This window comes from Ruegeria jejuensis (genome assembly GCF_041537905.1).
In the GTDB taxonomy this organism is placed as follows: Bacteria; Pseudomonadota; Alphaproteobacteria; order Rhodobacterales; family Rhodobacteraceae; genus Ruegeria_C.
On record NZ_JBGRUO010000016.1, the window covers coordinates 1 to 26,737 of the forward strand.

29 protein-coding genes, 1 tRNA gene and 1 pseudogene are annotated in these 26,737 nt (G+C 61.1%); 19 read left to right on the plus strand and 12 right to left on the minus strand.

Features of this window, described 5'->3' with window-relative positions:
- Both AB1E34_RS17230 and AB1E34_RS17235 read left to right on the plus strand, forming a co-directional pair.
- A pseudogene (locus AB1E34_RS17230) lies at window positions 1–120 on the plus strand (IS5/IS1182 family transposase); the annotation flags it as partial.
- A 47-nt stretch (window positions 121–167) separates the two neighbouring features.
- Entirely contained in the window at window positions 168–1,076 is a 909-nt protein-coding gene (locus tag AB1E34_RS17235; RefSeq protein WP_372573566.1) for a HipA domain-containing protein, read from the plus strand.
- 346 nt (window positions 1,077–1,422) lie between these two features.
- On the opposite strand, the gene AB1E34_RS17240 is transcribed toward AB1E34_RS17235, so the two are convergent.
- Window positions 1,423–1,499, minus strand: a tRNA-Arg gene (locus AB1E34_RS17240).
- Window positions 1,500–1,839: 340 nt separating this feature from the next.
- On the opposite strand from AB1E34_RS17240, the gene rpsJ reads away from it, so the two are divergent.
- The 5 genes from rpsJ (at window position 1,840) to AB1E34_RS17265 (ending at window position 4,066) form a co-directional block, all read left to right on the plus strand.
- Complete coding sequence (gene rpsJ, locus AB1E34_RS17245; protein ID WP_005621947.1) at window positions 1,840–2,154, plus strand: 30S ribosomal protein S10; 315 nt, start codon at window positions 1,840–1,842, stop codon at window positions 2,152–2,154.
- 15 nt (window positions 2,155–2,169) lie between these two features.
- A complete protein-coding gene (rplC, locus tag AB1E34_RS17250) occupies window positions 2,170–2,895 on the plus strand; it encodes a 50S ribosomal protein L3 (RefSeq protein ID WP_372573567.1) in 726 nt (241 codons plus the stop codon).
- A complete protein-coding gene (gene rplD, locus AB1E34_RS17255) occupies window positions 2,892–3,509 on the plus strand; it encodes a 50S ribosomal protein L4 (RefSeq protein ID WP_372573568.1) in 618 nt (205 codons plus the stop codon). The genes rplC and rplD overlap by 4 nt, the downstream gene beginning before the upstream one ends.
- On the plus strand, window positions 3,506–3,802 hold the full coding sequence (locus tag AB1E34_RS17260) for a 50S ribosomal protein L23 (RefSeq protein WP_039523333.1): 297 nt from the start codon (window positions 3,506–3,508) through the stop codon (window positions 3,800–3,802). The genes rplD and AB1E34_RS17260 overlap by 4 nt, the downstream gene beginning before the upstream one ends.
- Before the next feature lie 96 nt (window positions 3,803–3,898).
- The gene (locus AB1E34_RS17265) at window positions 3,899–4,066 is read left to right on the plus strand and encodes an HD domain-containing protein (protein ID WP_372573569.1); all 168 of its coding nucleotides are present in this window, start codon (window positions 3,899–3,901) and stop codon (window positions 4,064–4,066) included.
- On the opposite strand, the gene AB1E34_RS17270 is transcribed toward AB1E34_RS17265, so the two are convergent.
- A complete protein-coding gene (locus AB1E34_RS17270; RefSeq protein ID WP_372573570.1) occupies window positions 4,063–5,394 on the minus strand; it encodes a CoA transferase in 1,332 nt (443 codons plus the stop codon). The genes AB1E34_RS17265 and AB1E34_RS17270 overlap by 4 nt on opposite strands.
- Window positions 5,381–6,892, minus strand: coding sequence for a malonate--CoA ligase (locus AB1E34_RS17275; protein ID WP_372573571.1), 1,512 nt, complete (start codon window positions 6,890–6,892; stop codon window positions 5,381–5,383). The genes AB1E34_RS17270 and AB1E34_RS17275 overlap by 14 nt, the downstream gene beginning before the upstream one ends.
- A gap of 97 nt (window positions 6,893–6,989) precedes the next feature.
- Between AB1E34_RS17275 and AB1E34_RS17280 the strand changes: the two genes are divergently transcribed.
- Window positions 6,990–7,928 (plus strand): DMT family transporter, encoded by a 939-nt coding sequence (locus AB1E34_RS17280; RefSeq protein WP_372573572.1) that lies wholly within the window; start codon window positions 6,990–6,992, stop codon window positions 7,926–7,928.
- Window positions 7,929–7,985: 57 nt separating this feature from the next.
- Window positions 7,986–8,585 carry a cob(I)yrinic acid a,c-diamide adenosyltransferase gene (gene cobO / locus AB1E34_RS17285; protein WP_372573573.1) on the plus strand — a complete coding sequence of 200 codons (600 nt, stop codon included), beginning with the start codon at window positions 7,986–7,988 and terminating at the stop codon, window positions 8,583–8,585.
- Window positions 8,586–8,684: 99 nt separating this feature from the next.
- On the opposite strand, the gene AB1E34_RS17290 is transcribed toward cobO, so the two are convergent.
- Window positions 8,685–9,551: a branched-chain amino acid aminotransferase gene (locus AB1E34_RS17290; RefSeq protein WP_372573574.1), complete on the minus strand. Its 867-nt coding sequence runs from the start codon at window positions 9,549–9,551 to the stop codon at window positions 8,685–8,687.
- A gap of 157 nt (window positions 9,552–9,708) precedes the next feature.
- Between AB1E34_RS17290 and AB1E34_RS17295 the strand changes: the two genes are divergently transcribed.
- The 6 genes from AB1E34_RS17295 to dxs all read left to right on the plus strand — a co-directional run bounded on the left by AB1E34_RS17295 (window position 9,709) and on the right by dxs (window position 14,968).
- Entirely contained in the window at window positions 9,709–10,221 is a 513-nt protein-coding gene (locus AB1E34_RS17295) for a MarR family winged helix-turn-helix transcriptional regulator (protein WP_372573575.1), read from the plus strand.
- The gene (locus AB1E34_RS17300; protein ID WP_306202641.1) at window positions 10,218–10,919 is read left to right on the plus strand and encodes a response regulator; all 702 of its coding nucleotides are present in this window, start codon (window positions 10,218–10,220) and stop codon (window positions 10,917–10,919) included. Before AB1E34_RS17295 ends, AB1E34_RS17300 begins: the two co-directional genes overlap by 4 nt.
- 70 nt (window positions 10,920–10,989) lie before the next feature.
- Window positions 10,990–11,916 carry a histone deacetylase family protein gene (locus AB1E34_RS17305; RefSeq protein WP_372573576.1) on the plus strand — a complete coding sequence of 309 codons (927 nt, stop codon included), beginning with the start codon at window positions 10,990–10,992 and terminating at the stop codon, window positions 11,914–11,916.
- The gene (locus AB1E34_RS17310; RefSeq protein ID WP_372573577.1) at window positions 11,913–12,155 is read left to right on the plus strand and encodes an exodeoxyribonuclease VII small subunit; all 243 of its coding nucleotides are present in this window, start codon (window positions 11,913–11,915) and stop codon (window positions 12,153–12,155) included. The genes AB1E34_RS17305 and AB1E34_RS17310 overlap by 4 nt, the downstream gene beginning before the upstream one ends.
- Window positions 12,155–13,021 carry a polyprenyl synthetase family protein gene (locus tag AB1E34_RS17315; protein WP_372573578.1) on the plus strand — a complete coding sequence of 289 codons (867 nt, stop codon included), beginning with the start codon at window positions 12,155–12,157 and terminating at the stop codon, window positions 13,019–13,021. Before AB1E34_RS17310 ends, AB1E34_RS17315 begins: the two co-directional genes overlap by 1 nt.
- Window positions 13,022–13,039: 18 nt before the next feature.
- Entirely contained in the window at window positions 13,040–14,968 is a 1,929-nt protein-coding gene (gene dxs / locus AB1E34_RS17320; protein WP_372573579.1) for a 1-deoxy-D-xylulose-5-phosphate synthase, read from the plus strand.
- On the opposite strand, the gene AB1E34_RS17325 is transcribed toward dxs, so the two are convergent.
- Window positions 14,965–15,813: an SDR family oxidoreductase gene (locus AB1E34_RS17325; RefSeq protein ID WP_372573580.1), complete on the minus strand. Its 849-nt coding sequence runs from the start codon at window positions 15,811–15,813 to the stop codon at window positions 14,965–14,967. The genes dxs and AB1E34_RS17325 overlap by 4 nt on opposite strands.
- A gap of 87 nt (window positions 15,814–15,900) precedes the next feature.
- On the opposite strand from AB1E34_RS17325, the gene AB1E34_RS17330 reads away from it, so the two are divergent.
- A complete protein-coding gene (locus tag AB1E34_RS17330; RefSeq protein WP_372573581.1) occupies window positions 15,901–16,536 on the plus strand; it encodes a class I SAM-dependent DNA methyltransferase in 636 nt (211 codons plus the stop codon).
- Between the two features lie 20 nt (window positions 16,537–16,556).
- Here AB1E34_RS17330 and AB1E34_RS17335 read toward each other — a convergent pair whose 3' ends face one another.
- The 4 genes from AB1E34_RS17335 to AB1E34_RS17350 are packed head-to-tail and all read right to left on the minus strand — an operon-like array spanning window position 16,557 to window position 20,826.
- Window positions 16,557–17,342 carry a carnitinyl-CoA dehydratase gene (locus AB1E34_RS17335; RefSeq protein WP_372573582.1) on the minus strand — a complete coding sequence of 262 codons (786 nt, stop codon included), beginning with the start codon at window positions 17,340–17,342 and terminating at the stop codon, window positions 16,557–16,559.
- 3 nt (window positions 17,343–17,345) lie between these two features.
- On the minus strand, window positions 17,346–19,376 hold the full coding sequence (locus AB1E34_RS17340; protein ID WP_372573583.1) for an acetate--CoA ligase family protein: 2,031 nt from the start codon (window positions 19,374–19,376) through the stop codon (window positions 17,346–17,348).
- Window positions 19,377–19,384: 8 nt separating this feature from the next.
- Window positions 19,385–19,666, minus strand: coding sequence for an Rdx family protein (locus AB1E34_RS17345; protein WP_372573584.1), 282 nt, complete (start codon window positions 19,664–19,666; stop codon window positions 19,385–19,387).
- Window positions 19,666–20,826, minus strand: a complete 1,161-nt coding sequence (locus AB1E34_RS17350) for an acyl-CoA dehydrogenase family protein (RefSeq protein ID WP_372573585.1) — start codon at window positions 20,824–20,826, stop codon at window positions 19,666–19,668. The genes AB1E34_RS17345 and AB1E34_RS17350 overlap by 1 nt, the downstream gene beginning before the upstream one ends.
- A gap of 75 nt (window positions 20,827–20,901) precedes the next feature.
- Between AB1E34_RS17350 and AB1E34_RS17355 the strand changes: the two genes are divergently transcribed.
- Window positions 20,902–21,843: a GlxA family transcriptional regulator gene (locus tag AB1E34_RS17355; protein WP_372573586.1), complete on the plus strand. Its 942-nt coding sequence runs from the start codon at window positions 20,902–20,904 to the stop codon at window positions 21,841–21,843.
- Window positions 21,844–21,852: 9 nt separating this feature from the next.
- On the opposite strand, the gene AB1E34_RS17360 is transcribed toward AB1E34_RS17355, so the two are convergent.
- Complete coding sequence (locus tag AB1E34_RS17360; protein ID WP_372573587.1) at window positions 21,853–22,845, minus strand: sterol desaturase family protein; 993 nt, start codon at window positions 22,843–22,845, stop codon at window positions 21,853–21,855.
- A 5-nt stretch (window positions 22,846–22,850) separates the two neighbouring features.
- The gene (locus AB1E34_RS17365; protein WP_372573588.1) at window positions 22,851–23,606 is read right to left on the minus strand and encodes a class II aldolase and adducin N-terminal domain-containing protein; all 756 of its coding nucleotides are present in this window, start codon (window positions 23,604–23,606) and stop codon (window positions 22,851–22,853) included.
- A gap of 105 nt (window positions 23,607–23,711) precedes the next feature.
- Here AB1E34_RS17365 and AB1E34_RS17370 point away from each other — a divergent pair, with 105 nt between their 5' ends.
- Window positions 23,712–24,584 (plus strand): LysR substrate-binding domain-containing protein, encoded by an 873-nt coding sequence (locus AB1E34_RS17370; protein WP_372573589.1) that lies wholly within the window; start codon window positions 23,712–23,714, stop codon window positions 24,582–24,584.
- Between the two features lie 4 nt (window positions 24,585–24,588).
- On the opposite strand, the gene AB1E34_RS17375 is transcribed toward AB1E34_RS17370, so the two are convergent.
- The gene (locus AB1E34_RS17375) at window positions 24,589–25,011 is read right to left on the minus strand and encodes a VOC family protein (RefSeq protein ID WP_372573590.1); all 423 of its coding nucleotides are present in this window, start codon (window positions 25,009–25,011) and stop codon (window positions 24,589–24,591) included.
- Between the two features lie 243 nt (window positions 25,012–25,254).
- On the opposite strand from AB1E34_RS17375, the gene AB1E34_RS17380 reads away from it, so the two are divergent.
- On the plus strand, window positions 25,255–26,718 hold the full coding sequence (locus AB1E34_RS17380) for an AMP nucleosidase (RefSeq protein ID WP_372573591.1): 1,464 nt from the start codon (window positions 25,255–25,257) through the stop codon (window positions 26,716–26,718).
- Window positions 26,719–26,737 lie beyond the last annotated feature (19 nt).

Below are 26,737 nucleotides of genomic sequence, written 5' to 3' on the forward strand. Positions count from 1 at the left end.
ATTGAGATCATGTTCGGACGCCTGAAGGATTGGCGGCGCGTCGCCACCCGATATGACAGATGCCCAAAGGTATTCCTCTCGGCCATCGCTCTCGCTGCTACAGTCCTATTCTGGCTGTAAATCAATGAGTCTGGAGCCTAGAAGGGGAGCCGGTTTCAGACGCAGAGGTGGCAGACGTGCTCCGCAACCTCGCGACGGCTCCGCTTGGGATTGAGGATGACGATTTTCGGATTTCACTCGCCGGTGCGCAGGAGAAGACTGCGCTTCTGAGAAAAGACGGCGATTGGATCAGGCCCGTGGGCATGACTCCGACAACCCACATCCTGAAAACGCAGCTTGGGGAGCTGCCGAACGGGATCAATCTGTCCGATAGCGTCGAGAACGAGTTCCTTTGCATAGCGTTCTGCAAAGCCATGGGGCTGGAAGTGGCTGAGGTCGAGATCGTCGATTTCGAGGACGTGCGCTCGCTGGTGGTGACGCGCTTCGACCGGCGCTGGTCGCGCGACGGCAGGCTGATCCGCCTGCCTCAAGAGGATTTCTGTCAGGCGCTTGGCTACCCGCCGAGTCAAAAGTACCAAATGGATGGCGGGCCAGGCATCGCTGAAGGTATGAAGCTTTTGTCGGCCAGCGACGCCCCAAACAATGACCGTCTCACATTCTTCAAAGCTCAGGTCGTCTTCTGGCTTCTTGGGGCGACGGATGGCCATGCAAAGAACTTTAGCATCGCCTTACGTCCGGGCGGCGGGTTCCGAATTATCCCGCTCTATGACGTTCTCACAGCGCAGAAGGCTGTGGCAGACGGGCAAATCCGCCACAATCGGATGCGCCTTGCAATGTGCGTCGGCGATCAGAACCACTATCGGATTAATGAGGTGGTCAAGCGCCACTTCCTTGAGACGACCAAAGCCGTTGGGCTGGGGGGTGACTTGGTTGAAAATGCAATTGGTGATCTTCTAGGCCGGGTTCCGACTGCAAAAGCGGATGCAGAGCGTGCTCTCCCAGTGGACTTTCCGGGTGAACTACTGGCTTGCACCTGGGAGGGAATTGATGCCCGTGTAGCGTCCCTTACAGCTTAATCGGAAATTACATCCGAGATAGCCGAAACGGCAGCTTTCGGATCAGCTTTCAGGGCATGAAACCACTCAACGAACTCGACGACATCTAGCCGTCGCTCAGATGCCTTGTCTGCCAAGAACATGATGATCTGCTTGCGCGTCGCACTCCTAAACTTCCGCTCCGCACACGCATTCGCCACACGCCAGCTCATGAGAACGCCCCAAAAGCCGCACGGACGTGCGATTTTTGTACAGGTTTTGTACGAGATTTCGGTCGTTTTCGGAGGATTCGCCGGAAAACGAAACGGGAGTTTCTGCACGCTTCTGCATAACCCCTTGCAAATAAGACATATTTTTCAGGAAGTTTTGGCGACCCCGGCAGGATTCGAACCTGCAACCTGCCCCTTAGGAGGGGGCTGCTCTATCCAGTTGAGCCACGGGGCCGTGGGGATTGTCTAGACGGGATTTGAGCACTTGTCATCGGCGGTTTGTCAGGTTTTGCATCTTCCGTGAATGGGCTACACCATCAGATGTTGCTCAGAGTGTCAGCATGCGCCCGCAGTGCCGCTGGGCGGCACCCCAAACGTTGGGTTGGGGCTGATCATCTTTGGGCACGGGGCATCGTCATTCCCCCTTGCCACCCCTCGCACACACCTGTATAGCGCGCGGGTTCTCATCAAGAACATTGAGGCGGGGTGATTCCCGCCTTTTGGGTTCGATGAGGGTGGGCGATGGGCGCCTGTCCTCCTCTCAACTCCAACGCCTGAAGATAAAGGCTGTTAGAATGCAAAGCCAAAATATCCGTATTCGGCTCAAGGCATTTGACTATCGCGTCCTGGATGCCAGCACGCAAGAGATCGTCAACACTGCCAAGCGGACCGGTGCGCAAGTGCGTGGCCCGATCCCTCTGCCGAACAAAATCGAGAAGTTCACGGTTCTCCGTGGTCCTCACGTCGACAAGAAATCCCGCGATCAGTTCGAGATCCGCACGCATAAGCGTCTGCTCGACATCGTAGATCCGACCCCCCAGACCGTGGACGCGCTGATGAAGCTCGACCTCGCCGCTGGTGTGGATGTCGAGATCAAGCTGCAATCGTAATCGGAGGGTATGAGAATGCGTTCCGGTATTATCGCAAAGAAAGTCGGCATGACCCGGCTGTTCCAGGAAGACGGCAAGCAGATCCCTGTGACCGTTCTTCAGCTGGACGGCCTGCAGGTTGTTGCCCAGCGGACCACCGAAAAAGACGGCTATACCGCCGTTCAGCTTGGTGCAGGTTCGCCCAAGGTCAAGCGTGTCTCCAAGGCGATGCGCGGCCACTACGCGGCCTCCAAGGTTGAGCCCAAGCGCAAGCTGGTCGAGTTCCGCGTGGAAGAAGACGGGCTGATCGACGTTGGTGCCGAAATCTCGGCCGAACACTTCCTGGAAGGTCAGAAAGTGGACGTGACCGGCACCTCGATCGGTAAAGGTTTCGCCGGTGCCATGAAGCGGCACAATTTCGGCGGCCTGCGCGCCTCGCACGGTGTGTCGATCTCGCACCGTTCGCACGGCTCGACTGGTCAGTGTCAGGACCCTGGCAAGGTGTTCAAGGGCAAGAAGATGGCCGGTCACATGGGTGCTGCCCGTGTCACCACCCAGAACCTCGAAGTCGTCAAAACCGATGCCGATCGTGGCCTGCTCATGATCAAAGGCGCGGTTCCGGGTTCGAAAGGTGGCTGGGTCACCGTCAAGGACGCCGTGAAAAAGAAAGCGCCCGAAGGTCTGCCCTTCCCGGCTGCGATCAAATCGGCTGCAACCGAAGCACCTGCGGAAGAAGCACCCGCGGAAGGTGGTGAAGCATGAAACTTGATGTGATCAAACTCGACGGCGGCAAGGCCGGCAACATCGAGCTGGATGCGGACCTGTTTGGTCTGGAGCCGCGCGCGGACATCCTGCACCGTGTGGTCCGTTGGCAGCGCAACAACGCGCAGGCTGGCACCCACAAGGTCAAGACCCGCTCGGAAACCAGCTACTCGACCAAGAAGATCTATCGCCAGAAGGGCACCGGTGGCGCACGCCATGGTGACCGCAACGCGCCGATCTTCCGCAAGGGTGGTATCTACAAGGGTCCGACGCCGCGTTCGCACGGCCACGACCTGCCCAAGAAGTTCCGCAAGCTGGGTCTGAAGCACGCTCTGTCCGCCAAGGCGAAAGCCGGTGAACTGGTCGTGATCGAAGACGCTGCCGCCGAGGGCAAGACCGGGGCTCTGGCCAAACAGGTTGCAAACCTGGGCTGGAAGCGCGCGTTGGTCATCGACGGGGCAACCGTGAACGAAGGGTTCCTGAAGGCGTCGCGCAACATCGAAGGTCTGGATATCCTGCCGTCGATGGGTGCAAACGTTTATGACATCCTGCGCCGTGACACGCTGGTGCTCACCAAAGCGGGTGTCGAAGCACTGGAGGCTCGTCTGAAATGAGCGCGAAAGCAGAACATTACGACGTGATCCGCAAGCCGGTCATCACCGAGAAATCGACCATGGCGTCCGAAAACGGCGCGGTTGTTTTTGAAGTGGCGATCGACAGCAACAAGCCGCAGATCAAGGAAGCCGTTGAGGCGCTCTTTGGTGTGAAGGTCAAGGCGGTGAACACCACCGTGACCAAAGGCAAGGTCAAGCGGTTCCGCGGCCAGCTGGGCAAGCGGAAAGACGTCAAGAAAGCCTATGTGACCCTCGAAGAGGGTAACACCATCGACGTGTCCACCGGTCTCTGACCCAAACGTCTTTGGCAAGAAAAGCAGGCCCTCGCGAAAGCGGGGGCCTATTTTTTTTATTCTGACCAGCTATTGCTTAGAGTCCTCGGTTTGAAGTTGGCCCATGCGCTCGACCATTGGCGCATCAAGCTCCTGACGCTGACTGACGACAGGCTGACCGATGCTCGGCGTGCGTTGGCCGAGCAAAAAAAGGCTCTAATGCTGGGCTTTTTGCGTGATCTTGCCACTGAGGTCGACAGCGCGATACACGAAAACTGCGGTTAGTCCCAAGCAGGATCGACACTGCCGAGGTTCGAAGCGGGACGATTCCAGCGCATCGGCGTGCCCGCGACATGGATTGCCGGGCGCAACCGATTGGCCGGTCCCCATGGCGTATGTTCGGTCTGGTCCGAGAAGTCAGCCTTCACCGGTCCGGCTAGGTCGCTCCCTCTCGTCTCATCAAGCGAAACCAGCAATTCCGCAGTGCGGGCGAGCGACAGATGCGCGGTTCCGACCTCGCGTTGCGCCAGAGCGTGTTTAAGCCCCGTGATAACCGAGGCCGCCATCAGATACCCCGTCGCATGATCAAGGGCCTGTACCGGCAGCGGATGCGGGCGGTCGGTCCCGGCCCAGCGCGATCCGGCCTCCGCAATCCCGCTGCTCATCTGCACCAGCGAATCAAACCCGCGCCGTGCGGCCCAGGGTCCGGCCCAGCCGTAGGCATCGAGGCAGACCTCGATCAGATTCGGCGCAAGCGCTGCACGGCGCGCGGGGGGCAGGATCGTATCCAGCGCGCCGGGACGGTAGCCGTGGACAAGCACATCCGCCCTTCCGATCAGAGTCTCGAACCGTGAGAGCCCTTCCGTGGATTTCAAGTCCAGCCGACTGCACCTCTTGCCCAGCGTCACGTCGGGCACAACGCCGGGCTCTTGCCAATCCAGCGGGTCCACGCGCAGCACGTCGGCACCAAAGCCTGCCAACGTGCGCGTAGAAATCGGGCCAGCCAGCACCCGGGTAAGGTCGAGAACCCGCAATCCCGTCAGGGGACGGTCGTTCGTGGGCCGCCTGTCGCGACACTCCCCTGACCGTCGCACCCAGCGCACCAGAGGTTCGGCAGCAACCGCCTGGCCCTGCGGATGTGCCCGCCAATCTGCGCGGCTACGCATGGCGGCGGCGGCGCCACCGGCGGCCACGATCTCTGCTTCGAGCTTGTCTTTTGTCCATCCGGCGACGGCATCGGCAACGCAATCTCTTTCGGGTCTGCACGCCAAAACCGACAAGGCTGCCGCCCGATGATGGGGGGCGTTGGTGTGCAGCCTGATCCACCCGTCCTGCGCCGGGTAGTCGCCCGCGACCGCGTCCCAGAGCGGCGGTACAGACCAACCCTTGGGCTGGATCGATCCCTGAAACCAGAGCGAGGCCAGCCGCCGATCCACTGTTACCCTTGGCCTTGGTCCCAGGCCAAGCGTCACGATCAGATCGGCCATGGCCGAGCCCACAGCACCCATCGACAGCGCTGCCAACTCGCTGACGGCAAAACAGGACCGCCAAGTCGCATCACCTGAGACATCAAACTGCAGTGCTCCGAAGTTGGAAAGCTCAGCCTTTGTCATCGAATACGTCCTTATGGAGATCGCGTAGTGCCTTTTTCTGCACCTTGCCCATTGTGTTGCGCGGCAACGCTTCGGCAAGGATGACACGCTTTGGTTGTTTGAAATTCGCAAGCTGTCCTTCCAGTGCCAACGTGACACTATCAGGCTCTAAATTGGAGTTTTCACACACAACAACGGCAACAACCCCTTCTCCAAAATCTGGATGAGGAACGCCGATGACAGCGCTTTCCAACACGCCGGGCAGGTCGTCAATCAGGCTTTCCACCTCTTTGGGATAGACATTCAAACCACCGGTGATGATCAGATCCTTTTCCCGGCCGACGATCGAGATATAGCCGTCCGCATCCCTCCGGGCCAGGTCACCGGTGATGAACCAGCCGTCAGCGCGCAGTTCTTCGGCGGTTTTTTCCGGCATCTGCCAATAGCCCTGAAACACGTTGGGGCCGCGCACCTCAAGCTCGCCGATCTCTTCGACCGGAACCTCAGCGCCGTCTTTCATGATCCGCGCCTCGATGCCGGGCAACGGGAAGCCGACAGTGCCCGCGCGGCGTTCGCCCTCATAGGGGTTCGAAGTGCTCATGTTGGTCTCGGTCATGCCGTAACGTTCCAGAATGCGATGACCCGTCCGTGCCTCCCATTGCTCATGCGTGTCCACCAGCAGCGGCGCTGAGCCTGAGATGAAGAGCCTTATATTCGAGGTCTGCGCCCGCGTCAGGCGTGGATCGTCCAGCAGACGGGTATAGAAAGTTGGCACCCCCATCATCGCCGTCGCCCCCGGCATCGCGTCGAGGATCGCGTCCGCGTCGAAGCCCGGCAGAAACACAACCTGCGCCCCGGCAAGGAGCGCTACATTGGTGGCGACAAACAGCCCGTGGGTGTGAAAGATGGGTAGGGCGTGGATCAGCACATCCTTGGGCGTGAAGCGCCAATAATCTCGCAAAACCTCTGAATTAGAGACGAGATTCGCGTGACTCAGCATGGCGCCCTTGGATCGGCCCGTCGTGCCCGAGGTATAAAGGATCGCCGCCAGATCGCCGGGCGCCCGAGGCACCGGATCAAACCCGCCCTGACCATCCGCGAGGCTTCGCAGCGTTCCCTCACCAGCCGAATCCAGAGTATGGACGCATGCGTCCCCCGCAATGGCGTCGATCTCGGCCTTGCGGGCGGGATCGCAGACGACAAGTGCCGGTGCTGCATCGCCGACGAAATACCCCACCTCGGCCCCTGTATAAGCAGTGTTCAAAGGGAGAAACACCGCCCCCGCCATGACCGTTCCTAGATAGAGCTCGATCGCCTCGATAGTCTTGGTCACCTGCACCGCAACGCGGTCACCCGGCTCTACGCCAAGCGCGACAAGGGCTGCCGCCATCCGCTCTGCCCCGGCAAAAAGCGTCCCGAAACTTACATCTTCACCACCCGGAACCATCGCAAATACATTCGCGCCACGCCCGGCGCTCGCCGCGCGAAGGGCAGATATCAGATGGTTCTCAGCGCTCATGGCCGCCTCCTTTGATGACTCTGGCGCAGAGTTGCGGAAGCGGTCGGGAAAAATCAAGCAATTGATCTTTTTCATCCAAAGGCGCAGTGTCCGGCCCATGGCGACATCCTTAACATCGCATCGACCGCTACTGGCGGTCGGTCTGAAAACCAACGCGATCTTTCTGTTCACGCTGCTTGCTGCGCTGATCAAATCGCTGGATGGCGAGATTCCGCCCGGACAGGCCGTGTTCTTTCGGTCCTTCTGTGCGATCCCGGTGATCGTCATCTGGCTGATCCTGAAGGGGGAGCTGCGCCACGGGCTGATCGCCCGAAACCCGATGGGCCATTTCTGGCGCGGGGTGCTGGGCACCACGGCGATGGGGCTGACGTTTACCGGGCTGGCGCTGATCCCGCTGCCGGAGGCAACCGCCATAGGTTATGCAACGCCGATCTTCACCATCATCCTGGCCGCAATCATGCTGGGCGAGCGGGTCAGGCTGATCCGGATCTCTGCGGTTGCGATCGGGCTGCTTGGGGTGTTGATCATGATCTGGCCCCGCTTGGGTGGTGGCGGAACGCTGCAGGATACCGCGACGATTGGCGCGCTGCTGATCCTTACCGCGACCTGCGCACGCTCCTTCGTACAGATCCATATTCGACAATTGGTGGCGACCGATCACACAGCTGCAATAGCGTTCTATTTCTCGGTCACAGCCTCGCTTCTGTCACTGATCACGTGGTTCTTTGGCTGGGTGGTTCCGGACCCCGAGCAACTGGCAAAGCTGATCGCCGCCGGGCTGATCGGCGGGGTTGCACAGATATTGGTGACCTCTTCCTATCGCTTCGGTCCAGCCTCGATGCTGGCACCGATCGACTATGCCTCGATGCTGTTTGCGGTTCTGATCGGCTATGTCTGGTTCGGGGAATGGCCCACGAGCGTCATCCTGATCGGCGCGGCTCTGGTCATTGCGGGCAATATTGTTGTGGTCTGGCGCGAACACCAGCTGGGGCTGGAGCGCAGCAAGACGCGGGCTCTGCGGCTACCGAAAAACTGAGCTTTACCTTTCGCGCCTGCGCAATAGGGTGGCGCAACCGACATGCGAGGACCGATCATGACAGACGCCCAAGACCACAAGAAAAAGATGAAAGAGGTGCAGGCCAAGCACCGCGCCAAAGTGTCCGAGGCACAGGACCCGGGCCGGGGTCTGGTGCTTGTGCATACCGGCAAGGGCAAGGGCAAATCCTCGTCCGCCTTCGGGGTGGTGATCCGCGCGCTGGGCTGGGGCCAGAAGGTGGCCGTGGTTCAATTCATCAAGGGCAAATGGAAGACCGGCGAACGCCGCTTTTTTGAGGAGCATGGCGGCGTCACATGGCACACGATGGGCGAAGGGTTCACCTGGGACACGCAGGATCGCGACCGCGATATTGCCGCCGCCAAGTCAGCCTTCGGCAAGGCCTGCGACCTGATGGCAAGCGGCGACTATGATCTGGTGGTGTTGGACGAAATCAACATCGCGCTGCGGTATGAATACCTGAGCGCTGACGAGGTTGTGGCCGGGCTGGAGGGGCGCTCGGACAAGACCGGCGTTATCCTGACCGGCCGCGATGCTCCGCAAGCGCTGTGCGATTATGCCGATCTGGTCACCGAAATGACCGAGGTAAAGCACCCGTTCCAGGCCGGGATCAAAGCCCAGCGCGGCGTCGATTTCTGATTGCTCAAGATGAGCATGTGGCTAGATCGCTGATTGCGCAGCTCCGGTCCAGTGCGCCGGGGTGCATTGGACCGGACCTAAAAATCCAACGCGCGCCGGTCAGGCGCGCACGAGTTGTTCGTAGGCTTCGGCGATGTCGCGGGTCAGCTCACCCACTTCGAACCTGTAGGGTCCGATTTCGCCCACCGGAGTGACCTCTGCGGCGGTGCCGGTCAGCCAGCATTGTTCGAACCCTGACATTTCTTCCGGCAGGATATGGCGTTCATGCACCGGGATCTGACGGTCCTTCAGCATCTGGATCACCGTCTGCCGGGTGATGCCGTTCAGGAAGCAATCGGGCTTGGGCGTATGCACTTCGCCATCCTTGACGAAGAACACGTTGGCCCCGGTCGCCTCGGCCACATAACCGCGGTAATCCATGAACAGTGCGTCAGAGCATCCCTTGGCCTCGGCCTTGTGCTTGGAGATGGTGCAGATCATGTAAAGCCCCGCCGCCTTGGCATGGACCGGAATGGTTTCCGGGCTGGGCCGCTTCCATTCGGCGATGTCCAGCTTGGCGCCCTGCATCTTGGCGTCGCCATAGTAAGCGCCCCAGGGCCAGACCGCGACCGCCATATGCACCGGGTTACGGGCCGAGGCCACGCCCATATCCTCGCCCGAGCCGCGCCAGACCACGGCGCGCACATAGGCGTCTTCCAGCCCGCTGGCCTTCAGCGCCTCGGCCTTTGCCGCCTCGATATCGTCGACGGACCATTCCATCGGCATATCCAGCGCCTGTGCCGAGGCAATCAGGCGCTCGGAATGCTCGCGACTCTTAAATATCTTGCCATTATAGGCGCGTTCCCCTTCGAACACAGACGAGGCGTAGTGCATCGCGTGCGACAGAATGTGCACCTTTGCATCTCGCCAGTCGGTCAGTTCGCCATCCATCCAAATCACGCCGTCGCGATCATCATATCCCGCCATGGGGTGCCTCCCGAAAAGGACTGATTTACAAAAAGTTGCGCAACCTAGGGCCGAAATGGACATAAAGTTGCGCCAAAACTGCGACTCGATACCGCTTTGCTCTTGGAATGTCAACAAGACTGACATAAACTGCCTGAAATCAACCGGGAGGCCTCTGATGTCGGACGCGCGCAGCGCCCCTGTCTATGGCGGCGAAAGCCTGTTGTTCCTGACCGACGAGCAATTGCGGCAGGGGATCGAGGCGATGTTCTTTGCCTATCGCGGCTTTACCGCTGATCCCGACCGGATTCTGGCCGAAATGGCCTATGGCCGCGCCCATCACCGGGCGATCCATTTCATCAACCGCGCGCCGGGCACCACCGTCAACAACCTGCTGAGCATTCTTGGCGTCACCAAGCAGTCTCTTAATCGTGTGTTGCGCACGCTGATCGCGGATGGTCTGGTGGAAAGCCGCGTCGGCACGGTGGACAAGCGCGAGCGGCATCTGTTCCTGACCGATGCGGGCCGCGCGCTGGAGACCAAATTGTCCGATGCCCAGCGGGCGCGGATGCGGGCGGCTTACAAGGATGCTGGCCCTGAGGCGGTCGCAGGGTTTAAACAGGTGCTTGAGGCAATGATGGATACCAGCATGCAACGCGCCTACCGAAACCTGAAGGACGGACCCACATGAGCGATCTGGACGCGCATCTGCTGATCGTTGATGATGATGAACGCATCCGCGATCTGCTCAAGAAATTTCTGATGCGCAACGGGTTCCTGGTCACCGCCGCGCGCGATGCCGCCCATGCGCGGCGGGTGCTGTCGGGGCTCGATTTCGATCTGATCGTGCTGGATGTGATGATGCCGGGCGAGGATGGCGTCAGCCTGACCCGCAGCCTGCGCGAAACCCACGCCACACCAATCCTGCTGCTGACCGCACGTGGCGAGACCGAACACCGCATCGCCGGGCTTGAGGCCGGGGCTGACGATTATCTGGCCAAACCGTTCGAGCCCAAAGAATTGCTGCTGAGGATCAGCGCGATCCTGCGACGCATGCCGGAAACCCCCGCCGAAGATACCGCGCCCAAGATTCTGCATCTGGGCCCGATCCGCTATGACATCGAGCGCGGCGAGATGTGGCAGGGCGAGGATCTGGTGCGCTTGACCGCCACCGAAAGCCAGTTGATGAAGATTTTTTCAGCGCAACCCGGTGAGGCGGTGAGCCGCACGAAATTGGTCGAGGATCTGGGTCGTGACCGGGGCCAGGCACAGGAACGTGCGGTGGATGTACAGATCACCCGATTGCGCCGAAAAATAGAGCCTAATCCGAAGCAGCCGCGCTATTTGCAGACAGTGCGCGGCGCTGGTTATATGCTGGCGCCGGATTGATCGATGCCGCTGCGCGGCAGTTCTATGCCCTCGGCGAGGATGTTTATAGACAGATAAAGAACGGACCCCGATGAAGACCGCCCTGCTGACCCATGCCGACTGTCTTGCCCATGTGACGCCCACCGGGCATCCCGAACGGGTAGCGCGGCTGGAACATATCCTGCACGCGCTGGAGCCGCTTGAGCTGCAAAGGGTGACCGCACCCATGGCGGCGGATGATGACTTACTGCGCATTCATCCGGCCGACTACATCAACCAGATCCGAGGTGACCGCCCTACAGAAGGCTTCGCACAGATTGACGGAGACACCTTCCTGTCGCCCGGTTCGGTGGACGCCGCCTATCGCGCAGCGGGTGCAGTCACGCGCGCTGTTGATCTGGTGCTGACCGGGGACGCAGAAAACGCCTTTTGCGCCATCCGCCCGCCCGGCCATCACGCCGAAAAAGATACGGCAATGGGCTTCTGCCTGTTTGGAAATGCGGCGCTGGCGGCCAAACACGCGCTGGATCATCATGGGCTGTCACGCGTCGCAGTGGTGGATTTCGACGTGCATCACGGCAATGGCACGCAGGATCTGCTGTGGGACGAGCGCCGCGCATTGGTGATCACGTCACAGCAGATGCCGCTTTGGCCCGGCTCGGGTCGCCCCGATGAAACCGGCGATTTCGACACGATCGTCAACATACCGCTTGGCCCCGGCAGCGGCGGGGGTGAGATGCGGGAGGGCTATGAGCGGCTGGCCTTCCCACGCCTGCGCGCGTTCAAGCCCGAGCTGATCATCATCTCGGCAGGCTTTGATGCACATCAGGACGACCCGCTGGCCTCGCTCAACTGGGCAACCGCAGATTTCGCCTGGCTGACACGCGAGATCTGCACCCTTGCCGCAGAGCTTTGCGAGGGCCGTATCGTCTCGACTCTGGAAGGCGGATATGATCTGAACGCGCTGGCCGCCTCGACCAAGGCGCATGTGGAAGAACTGATAAAGGCAGCACAATGACCGACACGCCCGTGGACCAGATGAGCTTTGAACAGGCGATGAAAGAGCTGGAAAGTGTTGTCAGCCAGTTGGAACGTGGCGATGTCGCTCTGGATCAGTCGATCACGCTGTATGAACGGGGTGCCTTGCTCAAGAAACGCTGCGAAGATGAGCTGAAGCGTGCCGAAGAGAAAGTTGCCGCCATCACCTTGGATGGCGACGGCACGCCAACCGGAACGAAACCCGTCGAAGGCATGTGATGTTCCGCGACCAGCTGGCGAAAGACGCGGCGCGGATACAGGATCAATTTGACCTGGTTCTGGCCGCTTACGACACCCTGCCCGTTACACAGGCGATGGCCTACGCCACACGGGGCGGCAAACGGCTGCGTGGGTTTCTGGTGCTGGAAAGCGCCCGGCTGTTGGCAGTCGATCCAGCCTGCGCGATATGGCCCGCCACCGCGATTGAAGCGCTGCACGCCTATAGCCTTGTCCATGATGACTTGCCCTGCATGGATGACGATGATTTGCGGCGCGGACGGCCCACTGTACATGTGAAATGGGATGAGGCCACCGCCGTTCTTGCTGGCGATGCCTTGCAAACGCTTGCCTTTGATCTGGTGGCGCGGCCGGAGATAGGGCCGGCTGAGACGCGAATTTCCCTTGTTCAGAGCCTATCCGAGGCCAGCGGCGCCAAGGGCATGGTGCTGGGACAGGCGCTGGATATCGCGGCCGAGGCCGCGCCGGTGCCGCTCAATCTGGAGCAGATCACGCGCCTGCAGGCGGGCAAGACCGGGGCATTGATCGAGTGGTCGGCCAGTGTGGGCGCGATCATGGCGGGATCCGACCCTGCTCCACTGCGCCAATATGCCCGTGCGCTTGGGCTTGCTTTTCAGATCGCTGACGACATTCTGGATGTTGAGGGGGATGCCGAAAAAGCAGGCAAGCGGCTGAACAAGGACGACGCGGCAGGCAAAGCGACCTTTGTCTCGCTGCTGGGTCTGGATCAGGCCAGATCGCGCGCGGTTGAGCTGGTCGAAGAGGCCAACGCCGCGTTAGACGGCTATGGATTTGCCGCCGAGACCTTGAAGCAGGCCGCGCGCTTCGTTATTGCCCGCGACAGCTAATCCGCGCTTGGAGGCGCCATGTCTGACCGCCCGAACACGCCCCTGCTGGATCTTGTGAACCGCCCTGCGGATCTCAAGCGGTTCAGCGATACGCAGCTGACGCAACTTGCCTCAGAGCTTCGGTCCGAGACCATCTCGGCGGTTTCGGTGACCGGCGGGCATCTGGGCGCGGGCCTTGGCGTGGTGGAACTGACCGTGGCGCTGCATGCGGTTTTCGACACGCCGCGCGACAAGATCATCTGGGATGTGGGCCACCAATGTTACCCGCACAAGATCCTGACCGAACGCCGCGACCGCATCCGCACCCTGCGGATGAAAGACGGGCTGAGCGGGTTCACCAAACGCAGCGAAAGCCCTTATGACCCGTTTGGCGCGGCCCATAGCTCTACTTCGATCAGTGCCGCATTGGGTTTTGCCGTGGCCCGCGATCTGGGTGGCGTGACGCCCGAAGGGCTGGGCGATGCCATTGCCGTCATCGGCGACGGGTCGATGTCGGCGGGCATGGCCTTTGAGGCGATGAACAATGCGGGCCATCTGAAAAAGCGCCTGATCGTCATCCTGAACGACAATGAGATGAGCATCGCGCCCCCGACCGGGGCGCTCTCCAGCTATCTCTCGCGGCTCTACACCGAGGAACCGTTCCAGGATCTGAAAGCCGCCGCCAAAGGCGCGGTGTCGCTGTTGCCCGAACCCTTCCGCGAAGGGGCAAAGCGCGCCAAGGACATGCTGAAAGGCATGGCCATGGGCGGCACCATGTTCGAAGAGCTGGGCTTTTCCTATATCGGCCCCATCGATGGTCATGACATGGACCAGTTGCTGCCGGTTCTGCGCATGGTCAAGGCACGCGCCACCGGGCCGATCCTGATCCATGCGCTGACCAAGAAGGGCAAGGGCTATGCCCCCGCCGAGGCGGCCCGCGACAAGGGTCACGCCACCGCGAAATTCGATGTGGTCACCGGCGAGCAGAAAAAAGCGCCCTCGAACGCGCCCAGCTATACCTCGGTCTTTGGCAAAACGCTGGTCGAAGAGGCCGGGCGTGATGACAAGATCGTGGCGGTCACGGCCGCGATGCCCGATGGCACCGGACTGAACCTGTTTGCAGAGCGCTATCCATCCCGTTGTTTCGATGTTGGTATCGCGGAACAGCATGGCGTGACCTTCTCTGCCGCCTTGGCCGCCGGCGGGATGAAGCCGTTCTGTACGATGTACTCGACCTTCCTGCAGCGCGGCTATGATCAGGTTGTGCATGACGTGGCGATTCAGCGCCTGCCCGTGCGGTTTGCCATTGATCGCGCAGGACTCGTGGGGGCCGATGGCGCCACCCATGCGGGCAGTTTCGACATTGCCTATATGGCCAACCTGCCCGGCATGGTGGTCATGGCCGCCGCTGACGAGGCCGAGCTGATGCATATGGTGGCCACTGCCGCCGCCCATGATGACGGCCCGATCGCGTTCCGCTATCCGCGCGGCGAGGGAGTCGGCGTTGACCTGCCCGAACGCGGCGAGGTGCTGGAAATCGGCAAAGGCCGGATGATCCAGACCGGCTCGCGTGTGGCGCTGCTGTCGTTTGGCACCCGCCTGTCAGAGGTTCAGAAAGCCGCCGAAGCGCTGGAGGCGCGCGGCATCCGCCCCACAATCGCCGATGCCCGCTTCGCCAAACCGCTGGACCGGGAGCTGATCCTGGACCTGACCGCGGGTCACGAGGCGCTGATCACCATCGAAGAAGGCGCCGTTGGCGGTTTCGGCAGCCATGTGGCGCAGCTTCTGGCAGAAGAGGGTGTTTTCGACACGGGGCTGAAGTACCGCTCAATGGTGCTGCCCGACATCTTTATCGACCAGTCCAGCCCTGCGGATATGTACAGCACCGCCGCCATGAACGCCGAACAGATCGAGGCCAAGGTGCTGGACGTTCTGGGCGTCGCGACGATCGGCGAGCAGCGGGCCTAGAACCCACCATCCGCCAGCGCGTTCAGGCCGACCCGGTAATCCGGGTAAAGAAGCGTTACGCCCAATTCCTCCTTGATGCGGTCATTCCGCACGCGCTTGTTCTCGGAATAGAAACTGCGCGCCATCGGGGTCAGATCGGCCTCGTCAAAGAACACGGCGGGCGGCAAGGGCAGGCCCTGCAACTCGGCCGCATAGGCGATCACGTCTTGCGGCGGCACCGGCTCGTCGTCGCAGACATTGTAAACCGCGCCCGGATCAGGTTGCGCCATCGAAGCCTGCAGCACCTGCGAGATATCATCCACATGGATGCGCGAAAAAACCTGCCCCGGCTTGATGATCCGCCGCAGCCCGCCCCGGCGCAGCTTGGAAAACGGCCCGCGCCCGGGCCCGTAAATGCCCGCCAGCCGGAAAATATGCAGCGGCAGATGCGGGATTGCCGCCCATTGCCGCTCTGCCGCCAGACGCCAGCGGCCCCGCTCTGCGGTGGGGGTGGGTGGCGTGGCCTCATCCACCCAGTCGCCGCCATGATCGCCATAAACAGCCGTTGTCGACAGATACCCGACCCATTCAAACTGCCCCGCCCGCGCGGTAATCTCATCGCCCAGAGCTCTTAGAACCGGATCGCCATCCGCCTTTGGCGCGATCGAGATCAGCAGATGGGTCACGCCCTCAAGATCAGGTACATCACCCGGCCAGAGCAGCGGTGTTGCGCCCTGCGCCTCGATTTCACTCAGCGCCTCTGGCGACCGGGTTGTCCCGATCATGGTCCAGCCTTGCGGTTTCAGGTCCCGCGCCAGCGCGCGCGCGGTATAGCCATGCCCGAAGGAAAATAGTGTCTTTGCCATGCGCCCTTGATGATCTGCGGGCGTCCGGGATGCAAGTAATTGGTATCTTTTCTTGATTCGAATCCCTCATCCGCCTTTCAATTGGGCATGACCCGCAAACCACCCGACCTGCACAGTGCCTATGCCCTGGAAACGCCCGACGACTCGCGGCGGCTATATGCGGAATGGGCGGATGAGTATGATCGGGCATTCGCGCAGACCGAGGATTATCAGCTGCATGTTCATACCGCCCGCGCCTTTGTGCGCGCTGGCGGTCAGGGGCCAGCCCTGGATGTTGGCGCAGGCACCGGGCTCTGCGGCGAGGTGCTGACCGATCTGGGTGTCGGGCCGCTTGATGCCACCGATATCAGCAGCGAAATGCTGGAGCGCGCGATGCGCAAGGACATCTACCGCGACGCAATCGAGGCCGATCTGAACGAAGGCGTCCCGGTTCCGCGCGACAGCTATTCCGGCATCGTCTCATCCGGCACATTCACCCATGGGCATGTGGGGCCAGACGCGCTGAACGAATTGCTGCGCATCGCACGACGTGGTGCGGTGTTCGCCCTGTCGATCAACGCCAAGCATTTCGCCGCCAAAGGCTTTGCCGACAAGCTGGACGCGCTTGTAGAAAACAACCGGATTGAGCATTTGTCACTGCCCGAACTCCGCATCTATGGCAACCTCGCAACCGGCGACAACAAGGATGACACCGCCTTCATCGCGGTGTTCGAGAAAGCCTGATCCTGCGTTTCGGGCCCGCCTCAGCGCCCCTTCCAGACCGGATCGCGCTTTTCGGCAAAGGCGCGCGCGCCTTCCATCTGATCCTCGGAGGCATAAAGCACATCGACGCTGCGCAATTGTCGCTGGGTGATCCGGTTCATGGCGTCCTGAAACTTTGAATCCTCGGCATCACGCACGATTTCCTTGATCGCGGCATAAACCAGTGGCGGGCCACTGGCGAGCAGCCGCGCCAGCTCCCAGGCGCGCTCCATCAATTGATCAGCGGAAACGATCTCATTGACCAACCCCCAGCGATGCGCCTCTTCGGCGTCGAACCAGCGCCCGGTCAGCAGCAGCTCCATCGCGATGTGATACGGAATGCGTTTGGGCAGTTTCACACTGGCCGCATCCGCAACGGTGCCCGAGCGAATCTCGGGCAAGGCAAAGCTCGCGTGATCCGCTGCAAGGATCATGTCAGCGCTCAGCGCCAGTTCCAGCCCGCCGCCGCAGGCAATGCCGTTGACCGCCGCGATCACCGGCTTGTTCATGCCGCGCAGCTCCTGCAATCCGCCAAAACCACCGACGCCATAATCACCATCCACCTCGTCACCATCGGCTGCCGCCTTCAAGTCCCATCCGGGACAGAAAAACTTCTCGCCCCCGCCGGTCAGGATGGCGACGCGCAACTCGGGGTCATCGCGGAAGTTGCGAAACACGTCGCCCATGATGCGGCTGGTGATCAGGTCAATCGCGTTGGCTTTGGGGCGGTCCAATGTGACCTCCAGGATCGGCCCGTCGCGGCGGGTCCTGATTGGCGTCTCAGTCATCATTTACTCCTTCTGCCGCAGCAATATATCCGCTGCTACCGCATCATCCGACGTGCAGATCAGCGGGTTGACCTCAATCTCTTCCAGATCGTCCTTATGGTGATGGACATAGTCACAAATTGCACGAATTGCCCTTATCAGAGCCCGTTTATCAGCACCCGTCTGCCGGCGATAGCCCGCGATCACGCGCCCGATCCGCAAGCTGTCCAACGCTGTCACAATCATCTCGTCACTTGCGGGCAGCAGCAGCGATGCGCTGTCCTGCAACAGCTCTGTCAAAACGCCCCCCGCGGCAAGGGTCAGGACAAAGCCATGTGCAGGATCACGCAGCACACCCACCAGCAGTTCTGCAACACCGCCGGTGATCATTTCTTCAACCAGAAAACACTCGGCAGGCATGCTATTGGCGGCCTCCGCAACGGCATCGCCGTTTGCGAGGTTCAAAGCCACGGCACCCGCTTCTGTCTTATGCGCGATCCCTTCGCCCTTCAGGACAACCGGAAAGCCGATGCGCTCCGCCGCTTGCGCTGCGGTGGCCGCATCGTCACAACGCTCGGACCTCGGCACACGCAACCCGTGCTGTGCCAGCCGTTGCTTGGCCTCGGCCTCGGGGATCAGAATGGCGTCACGCGCAGCGCCGGGCAGCAGGAGGGGTGCGGACCTCGTCGGGCGCGGACGACAGGCGGCCTCGCAGGCGGCAAGTGCCTCGTCCAAGCCGTGAAACGCGACGATCCCATGTGCTCTCAGACGGTCGGCAACCTCCTCGGGCATCAGTTCGGGCAGGGTCGCCACCATGGCAATCGGCAGATCGGTCCGGCCCAGCGCACCAATCACCGCTTCGATGGCACAGTCCCAGTCCCGGGCCGAGCAACGATCATCGCGGGGGAAATCCACGACCAGCAAGGTCATCGCCAGGTCTGGGTCCAGCATCGCCGCAAAGGCCGCCGTCATTGCGGGCACATCACGCCAGACATATGTGTTGTAATCCAGCGGGTTGGCCAGCGCCACCATTGGCCCCAACGCGGCCCGCAAATCGCTGCGCTGGCGGTCGTTGAGCGGCGGGAAGACCAGATCACGGCCAAGGGCGCTGTCAGCGGCAAGGCTGGCTTCACCACCCGAGCAACTAATGGTCGCGATGGTGTTGGAGGGCAGCCAGCCCCTCACATGCAGCAGCTTCAGCGTTTCCAGAAACGCGGGCAGGCTGTTCAGGCGCGGGATGCCGAGACGCGCCAGCAAGGCCTGTGCCCCCGCATCTCCCCCCGCCAGCGAGGCGGTGTGAGAGACGGTGGCGGCACGCGCCTGCGCCGATTTACCGACCTTGAGCGCGACGACCGGCTTGCCCAGTTCTGCCGCGCGCGCCGCCATCACCTCGAACCCGCGCAGATCGCCGAAACCTTCGATATGCAGGCCCAGCGTGGTTACCCGCTCGTCCTCCAGCAAAGCCGTGGCCATCTCGGCCAATCCGGTCTGCGCCTGATTGCCCACCGTGACCATGTAGGCCAAAGGCAACCCGCGTTTCTGCATAGTCAGGTTGATGGCAATGTTCGAGCTTTGGGTCAGGATGGCAACGCCCCGGTCCACGGGCTGCATCCCGTGCTGATCGGGCCAGATCGCGACCCGGTCCAGCGCGTTGACGAAGCCATAGCAGTTCGGCCCGAGGATCGGCATATCCCCCGCCGCCGCAACCAGCGCCGATTGCAGATCGGAGCCCGACTGATCTTGGGCCGCCGCTTCGGTAAAGCCCGAGGCGAAACAGATTGCGCCCCCGGCATCCCGCGCACTGAGGGTGCGCACGATATCGATCGTTGCGTGGCGATTGACGCCGACAAAAGCTGCGTCAATTGGGCCGGCGTAATCTTCGATCCGGCGATAAGAGGGCAGCCCCGCAATGTCTTTGCCCCTGGGATGCACTGGAAAAATCTCGCCTTCGAACCCGATCCGGCGCGTGGACTCGATGATGGACGCGCACCACGCACCGCCGCCGATCACCGCGATCGAAGACGGCCTGAGCAAACGGGACAGATCGCGCACCATTGCTACCCCTAGTTCCGGTCGAGGTGACCCAGATCGCGCTCGGGCGCGATCTTGTCACGCAGGCGGGATTTCAGCTCGCGCGCATCTGGAAAACCGCCATCGCGCTTGCGCTCCCACAGCAGGTGATCATCGACGTGGATCTCGAACACACCGCCCGAGTCATCAGGGATCAACGTGACCGAGCCCAAATCGCTGCCAAAGGTCGAAAGCAGTTCCTGCGCCATCCAGGAGGCACGCAGCATCCAGTTACAGCCGGTGCAATAGGTGATGCGGATACTTGGTTTGGTCATTATGCCCCCAAAGGCCGCAGCAGCTCGCGGCTGATGATATGGCGTTGGATTTCCGAGGTGCCGTCCCAAATCCGCTCGACCCGCGCGTCGCGCCAGAATCGCTCGATCGGGAAATCATCCATCAGCCCCATACCGCCAAAGATCTGCAAAGTGGTGTCAGTCACCCGCGCCAGCGCCTCGGACGCGTACAGCTTGGCCGAGGCGATCTCTCGGTTCGAGGGCAGACCCTGATCCAACCGCCAGGCGGCGGCCAGTGTCAGCCAGTCCGCCGCATCGATCTCGGTGATCATGTCGGCGATCTGGAAGCTCACGCCCTGGAACTTGCCTATGGGCTGGCCGAACTGCTTGCGCTCAGCGGCGTAGGATAGCGCATAATCGAAACACCGCCGCGCGCGGCCGACGCTGAAGGCTGCGACCGTCAATCGCGTTGCATAGAGCCACTCATTCATCACCGCAAAACCACCATCGACCTCGCCCAGAACCTGCGCATCCGGCAGGCGGCAGTTATCAAAGTAGAGGATGTAGTTCTTGTAACCTTTGTGGCTGACCGAGTTATACCCTTCGCGCACCTCGAAACCGGGCGTACCGCGATCCACAAGAAAGGTCGTGATCCGTTTTTTCGGCCCTTTGGGAGTCTCATCCACGCCTGTGGCGATAAACACGATAAAGAAATCGGCATGTTCCGCACCCGAGATGAAGTGTTTCGAGCCGTTGATCACCCAATCCCCGCCATCGCGCCGCGCCTGACATTTCATGCCCCGCACATCCGAGCCCGCATCCGGTTCGGTCATCGCCAGCGCGTCCATCCGCTCGCCCCGCACGGCGGGCAACAGATAACGCTCACGCTGCTCTTCGTTGCAGGCCATCAGGATGTTCTGCGGGCGACCGAAGAAATGCGTCAGCGCCATTGATCCGCGCCCCAACTCGCGTTCAACCAATGTGAAATCCAGATGGCTCAATCCGGCGCCGCCAACTTCTTCTGGGAAGTTGCAGGCATAGAATCCCAGATCGATGACTTTCTGCTTGATCGCCTCGCCCAGTTCCTGCGGCACCTGCCCGGTACGCTCGACCTCAGCCTCATGCGGATAGATCTCGTTTTCCACAAAGCTGCGGACGGTCGAGACGATCATCTCCTGCTCGTCACTCAGGCCAAACTGCATAGCGCGCTCCGAAAATCCGTTTAGGGGATGGTCGCGCGTCTTGCTGCGGATATCATGCAGAGTTAGATGCTTATCATGCAACAATGGCAAAAATCATCGTCGCGCTGTCAGTCTTTCGGCGTTTTGCTGTTTGATGGCTTCTCCAACCATTGCCTAGCCAACAGTATCGAACCGCTGCGCGCCGCGAACATGCTGTCAGGCAAGACACTCTATGAGTGGCGGTTCCTGTCGCTGGATGCCGGGTCGGTCACCTCGTCCAGCGGGCTGCGCGTCGCGCCGCACGCGCGGTTGAGCGATGAGGGCGGCGATTTGCTGATGGTGATGCCGTCTTATGGGTTTCGTAACTACCTGAACTGGCCCATCGGTGCCGCCCTGCGCAGCGCGGCAGGCCGTTTTTCCACCTTGGTTGGCCTGGACACAGGCAGCTGGCTTCTGGCCGAGGCGGGTCTGCTGACCGACCTCAAAGCCACGATTCACTGGGAAGAGCTGACCGGTTTTGCGGAGCGGTTTCCGGAAACCGAGGTGCTGCGCGAACGCTTTGTGATCGATGGCAACCGCATCACCTGTTCTGGTGCGATGGCGGCGTTTGATCTGGTCATGCATCTGATCGGGCGCGATCACGGTCAGGCGCTGGCGTTGGAGGTGGCGCAGCTGTTCATGACGCGCGACTCGGCGCGCTCCCATGCCAGCAGCGGCACCAGCGCGCCGGTCAACCGGGCGCTGGCCGCGATGCAGGCCAATCTGGAACAGCCCTTGGCAATCCCCGACATCGCCGCGCAGGCGCGACTGACGCAGAAAGCGTTAGAGGTGCGCATGAAGGCCGAGTTGGGCGCGGGACCTGCGCGGGTCTATCGCCGGATGCGGCTCAATCTGGCGCGCAAGATGGTCAGCGAGACCGATCTACCTGTGTCCGAGATCGCCGTACGCGCGGGCTACGAGAATGCCAGTGCAATGACGCGCGCCTTTGGCGGCGAGTTCGGTCAATCACCGAGCGAGATGCGCAAAAAGCGGCTCTAATAAGGGAATTTATCCAAACATCCGTTTCTTGCGCGCGCGGGTCTCGGTGGTCGCCTCGGGCGAGCCGTCGTGGAAAGTGCCGAACCAGCGATCCCAGGGCATCTCCTGATTGCCGTAATTGCACTCGTAATACCGGTGGTGCAGTTGATGGTAGAACGTGCCCAGCGCCAGCCTGCGCTTGTCCTTGATCAGCAGGTCCTCATAGCCGGTATGGGTCATCGCCGCGCCCGGCCCCTGAAACACGACATGAAAGTAGAGGTGGATCGGGTGGCTGGGCACGATCCAGTGGATGCAAAGCGACGAGAGATAGAGCAGGTGTTCAACCGGATGCATCGAGAACCCCGACCACGGGCCGATATTGACGTTGCGGTGATGCAGGCTGTGGACCCTGCGATACAGAAAGGGCAGATGCAACAGCCGGTGCACCCAGTAGAAATGAAAGGCCGACCAGATCGGCAGCAGGATCAGCCAGAGCACGAACCAGATCGGGTGCTCGGCAAAACTGATCACGGGCGCATAGCCGTTTGCCATCAGCCACATGGTCACGATCTGAAACCCGGTCAGTTGCAGCACGCCCGAACCCAGAGACCAGAACATGTTGTCATGCACCTGATCGTTGAAATCCCACAACCTGTTTCTGGTCCCCATGTCGCGACGCTCGAATTTGAGCTTCTTGCCCTGCGCCCTGCGCATGTAGAAATACCAATGCAGCCCGCCCGAGATGGCAAAGATGATCGCAAGGTTCACCAGCCAGACCTGAAAAATCCAACCAAAGGCAACGCTGCGCGCGGCATCGAGCGAAGGGTAGAAAAACGCCCAGAGCGCGATGGCCAGGGCCAGCATCAGCACCCGCTCGCTCAACGTCAGCCAGTTCTTGACCAGCCAGCGTGCCAGAAAGCCCGGATCGGGCGGCCAGCGAAAGATCGAAGGGTTATGCAGCGGCAAGTCCGGATGGTAGTTCCACTCGCGGCTCATCTCTTCTTGCTGAGGCGTGTCCGTCATGGTGGTCAACTCGCGTAGGTGGAGCTTTCACTATCCAGGATGGCCTTGATCTCGCGCAGATGCGCTTCGGCCTGATCGGGATAATCCTCCAGCTCGCGCGCGGTTTTCTCGGCAATCTCGTCGGACAGCACCCGCAACTGCTGCCCGGTTTGCAGCGCGCGAATATAGGTCTCGGCCGCGCGTTCGAAATAATAGAGCCTGTTAAAGGCATCCGCGACATCCCGGCCGATCACCAGCACACCATGATTGCCCATGATCATGACCTGCTTCTTCGGATCGCTGAGCATCGCGGCACAACGTTCGCCCTCGCTCTCAAAAGCCAGCCCGCCGAATTCCTCATCCACTACATAGCGGTTGTAGAAGGTCGCGGTGTTCTGATCGATCGGCGGCAAGGTACTGTCGGCCAGCGAGGCCAGCACGGTGGCAAAGATCGAATGCACATGCATCACGCAGCGCGCATGGGTGCAATGACGATGGATCGAGCCATGCAGACCCCAGGCGGTCGGGTCCGGCGCGCCGGGCATTTCCATTGTCTTGGGGTCATTGGCGTCCAGCAGCAGCAGATCCGAGGCGCGGATGCGGTCGAAATGCATCTGGTTGGGGTTCATCAAGAACTGCGTGCCGTCCTCGTTCACCGCAAGGCTGAAGTGATTGGCCACACCCTCATGCATGTCCAGCCGTACGGTCCAGCGGAACGCAGCGGCCAGATCCACACGCTCGGCCCAATGATCCATGTTCGGTCGCAGATTGGTCACGCTCATGCCAGCTCTCCCTGTGTCGTCAGACAGCCTGACTCCGGCACGCGGTTTTGACCAACGAAAAAATTGAACCTATTGCAGTAGTAAAACTTATGGCAAGGTTATGTGATGAAAACCGCCCTTCCCCCACTCGGCTGGCTGCGCACCTTCGAGGCTGCGGCCCGGCACCTGTCGTTCACCGGCGCCGCGCGCGATCTGAACATGACGCAGAGCGCGGTCAGCCAGCAGATCAAGTCGCTGGAAGGGTATCTGGGTCAGCCCCTGTTTCACCGCAGACCCCGTGCACTGGAACTGACCGAGGCGGGGATCACCTATCTGCCGGTGGTGCGCGAGGCGTTTCGCACCCTGCTGCAGGGGACCCGCGCGGTCACCGGTGATCAGCACAACACCGTGCAGGTACAAAGCAACATCACCTTCGCGGCCAACTGGCTGGCCCCGCGCCTGCCCCGGTTTCAGGCCCGGCACCCCGATATTCGGCTGACCATCTCGACCGAACTGTGGGAACCGCGCGAGATGGCCGAGGGGGCCTCGGTCGAAATCCGCTATTCCCTGCGCCCCGCCGATACCGTGCGGACCGAGTTGCTGCGCAGCGATCACTATTACCCGGTCTGCGCACCGGGTTATCCGGTGACGCTGGACATGCTGGCCGATCAGCCGCTTTATGATTGCTCGAACCTCTTGTCGAACTGGGCAAACTGGGCCGAAGCCTGTGGGCTGCATTGGCCGGACCCGCCCATCACCTATTCCACGACCTATCTGGTCAGCTTGTCGGTCGCCATGGCGGGCGGCGGCCTTTGCCTGGCCCATGATACGATCGCCCGGCACCTGATCGAGGCAGGCCGCCTTGTCGCGCCCTTCGCCCATCGCGAAGCGATGCAAGAGGCCTACTACCTGCTGCTCTCACCGCAGGCCGAGCAGACACCGGGCGCGGTGGCCTTTGCCGATTGGATACGCCGGGAAATCGCTGCCGAAGCAGGGTGAGGGGTTAATCCTTGGGACGGCTCGGCACCCAGGCATATCCGTTTTCACACAGGATATAGGCCTCGCGCAGCCCGTGCGGTTTGTCGGTGGCCTGTTGCAGAACCATCGCTCCCAGCGCCTCGGCACGCCCGACGGCCGCATCGGGGTCCGTGTCATATAGGCGGATTTCCATACCCGCGCCGCGTGGTGGCGATTCAGGCAACAGCCCAAGAAGCGGGTTCGAATGATAGGTGCCATCGCTGTGCAGCTGAAAGACCTGATCCCCATAAGTGACGATGGCAAAATCGGCAGTCACCTGATGAGCAGCCATGTCAAAAACAGCCTCTAAAAAGGCACATTCCGCCACTACGTCGCGCACCAGCAGGTTCAATCCGATGCCGCGCAGCGCGCGCCCGAACCCGTCCGCATCTATCTTGTCATAATCCATGCGCACAGCTTCCGCGCGCTATACTTGCTGGTCAAGCACGATCTGAAGCGGTGAAACTTTGATGACGCGGCCCGTGCGGGGGTTGCACAGCTGCGGGCTTTGAGAAAGTGTAAGCCATGAAGACCCGCCCTGCCGCCCCTTCCCGTGTCCGATCGATAGATGCGCCTGCGCCCGCAGCCTCTGTCGCGCCGGTTGAGAAGCAGCCCCCGGCAAGCGCGCCAAAGACCCCCTGAAAGCGACCAGATGACAAGAACAATAACACCGGACGCCCCGAAGCCCGAAGAATTCACCGACCCCGCCGCCGCTGTTCAGCGGCTGGAAGAGCTTTATGATCAGGCGACCGGGTTCCTATGTGACCGCTTTGCCGACGTGATGCGCCATGGCGCGAGTGGCATTCATCACCGCGCCTTCTATCCTGAAATCAGGATCAAGACCCGCAGCTATGCGCAAGTGGACAGCCGGCTCAGCTATGGCCACGTCTCGCATCCCGGAATGCATGCGACCACGATCACCCGGCCCGATCTGTTCCGGTCGTACCTGACGCAGCAGATCGGTCTGCTGATCCGAAACCACGGGCAACCTGTGACGATCGGCTGTTCGGACACGCCGATGCCGGTTCATTTCGCCGTGGCTAACCGCTCTGACATGGTGGTGCCGCAGGAAGGTGCGGCCGGGTTTACTCTGCGCGATGTGTTCGATGTGCCCGATCTGGCGACCACCAATGATGACATCGTTAACGGCACCTATACCGCGCCGGATGACACCGGTCCCCTAGCGCTGTTCACCGCGCAGCGGGTCGATTATTCGCTGGCGCGGCTGTCCCATTACACAGCCACCAATCCCGAACACTTCCAGAACCATGTTCTGTTCACCAACTACCAGTTCTACGTATCCGAATTCGAAGCCTTTGCACGGGAGCAACTCGCCGATCCCGATAGCGGCTATACCAGTTTCGTCAGCACCGGAAACGTCGAGATCACGCAGGCCGACGCGCCGCTGGAGCAGGTTCTGAAGCTGCCGCAAATGCCAACCTATCATCTGAAGCGCCCTGACGGCTCGGGCATCACGCTGGTCAATATCGGTGTCGGGCCATCCAACGCCAAAACCGCCACCGATCACATCGCCGTCCTGCGCCCGCATGCCTGGCTGATGGTCGGCCATTGTGCGGGGCTGCGCAACACGCAGGCTTTGGGGGATTTCGTGCTGGCCCATGGATATCTGCGCGAAGACCATGTGCTGGATGACGACCTGCCGGTCTGGATGCCGATCCCCGCCCTGGCCGAGATTCAGATCGCGCTGGAACAGGCGGTGGAACAGGTTACCCAACTGGAAGGTTATGACCTGAAACGCATCATGCGGACCGGCACCGTGGCCACCATCGACAACCGCAACTGGGAGCTTCGCGATCAGTCAGGCCCGGTGCATCGGCTGAGCCAGTCACGCGCCATCGCGCTGGATATGGAAAGCGCGACCATCGCCGCAAACGGCTATCGCTTCCGGGTGCCTTATGGCACGCTGCTCTGTGTCTCCGACAAGCCGCTGCATGGCGAGTTGAAGCTGCCCGGCATGGCGTCAGAGTTCTATACCACCCAGGTTCAGCGCCATCTTGCGATCGGAATCCGGGCCATGGAAATGCTGCGCGGGATGCCGTTAGAGCGGTTGCACAGCCGGAAATTGCGCTCATTTGACGAAACAGCCTTTCTGTGATGCAAAAAAATCCCAAAAA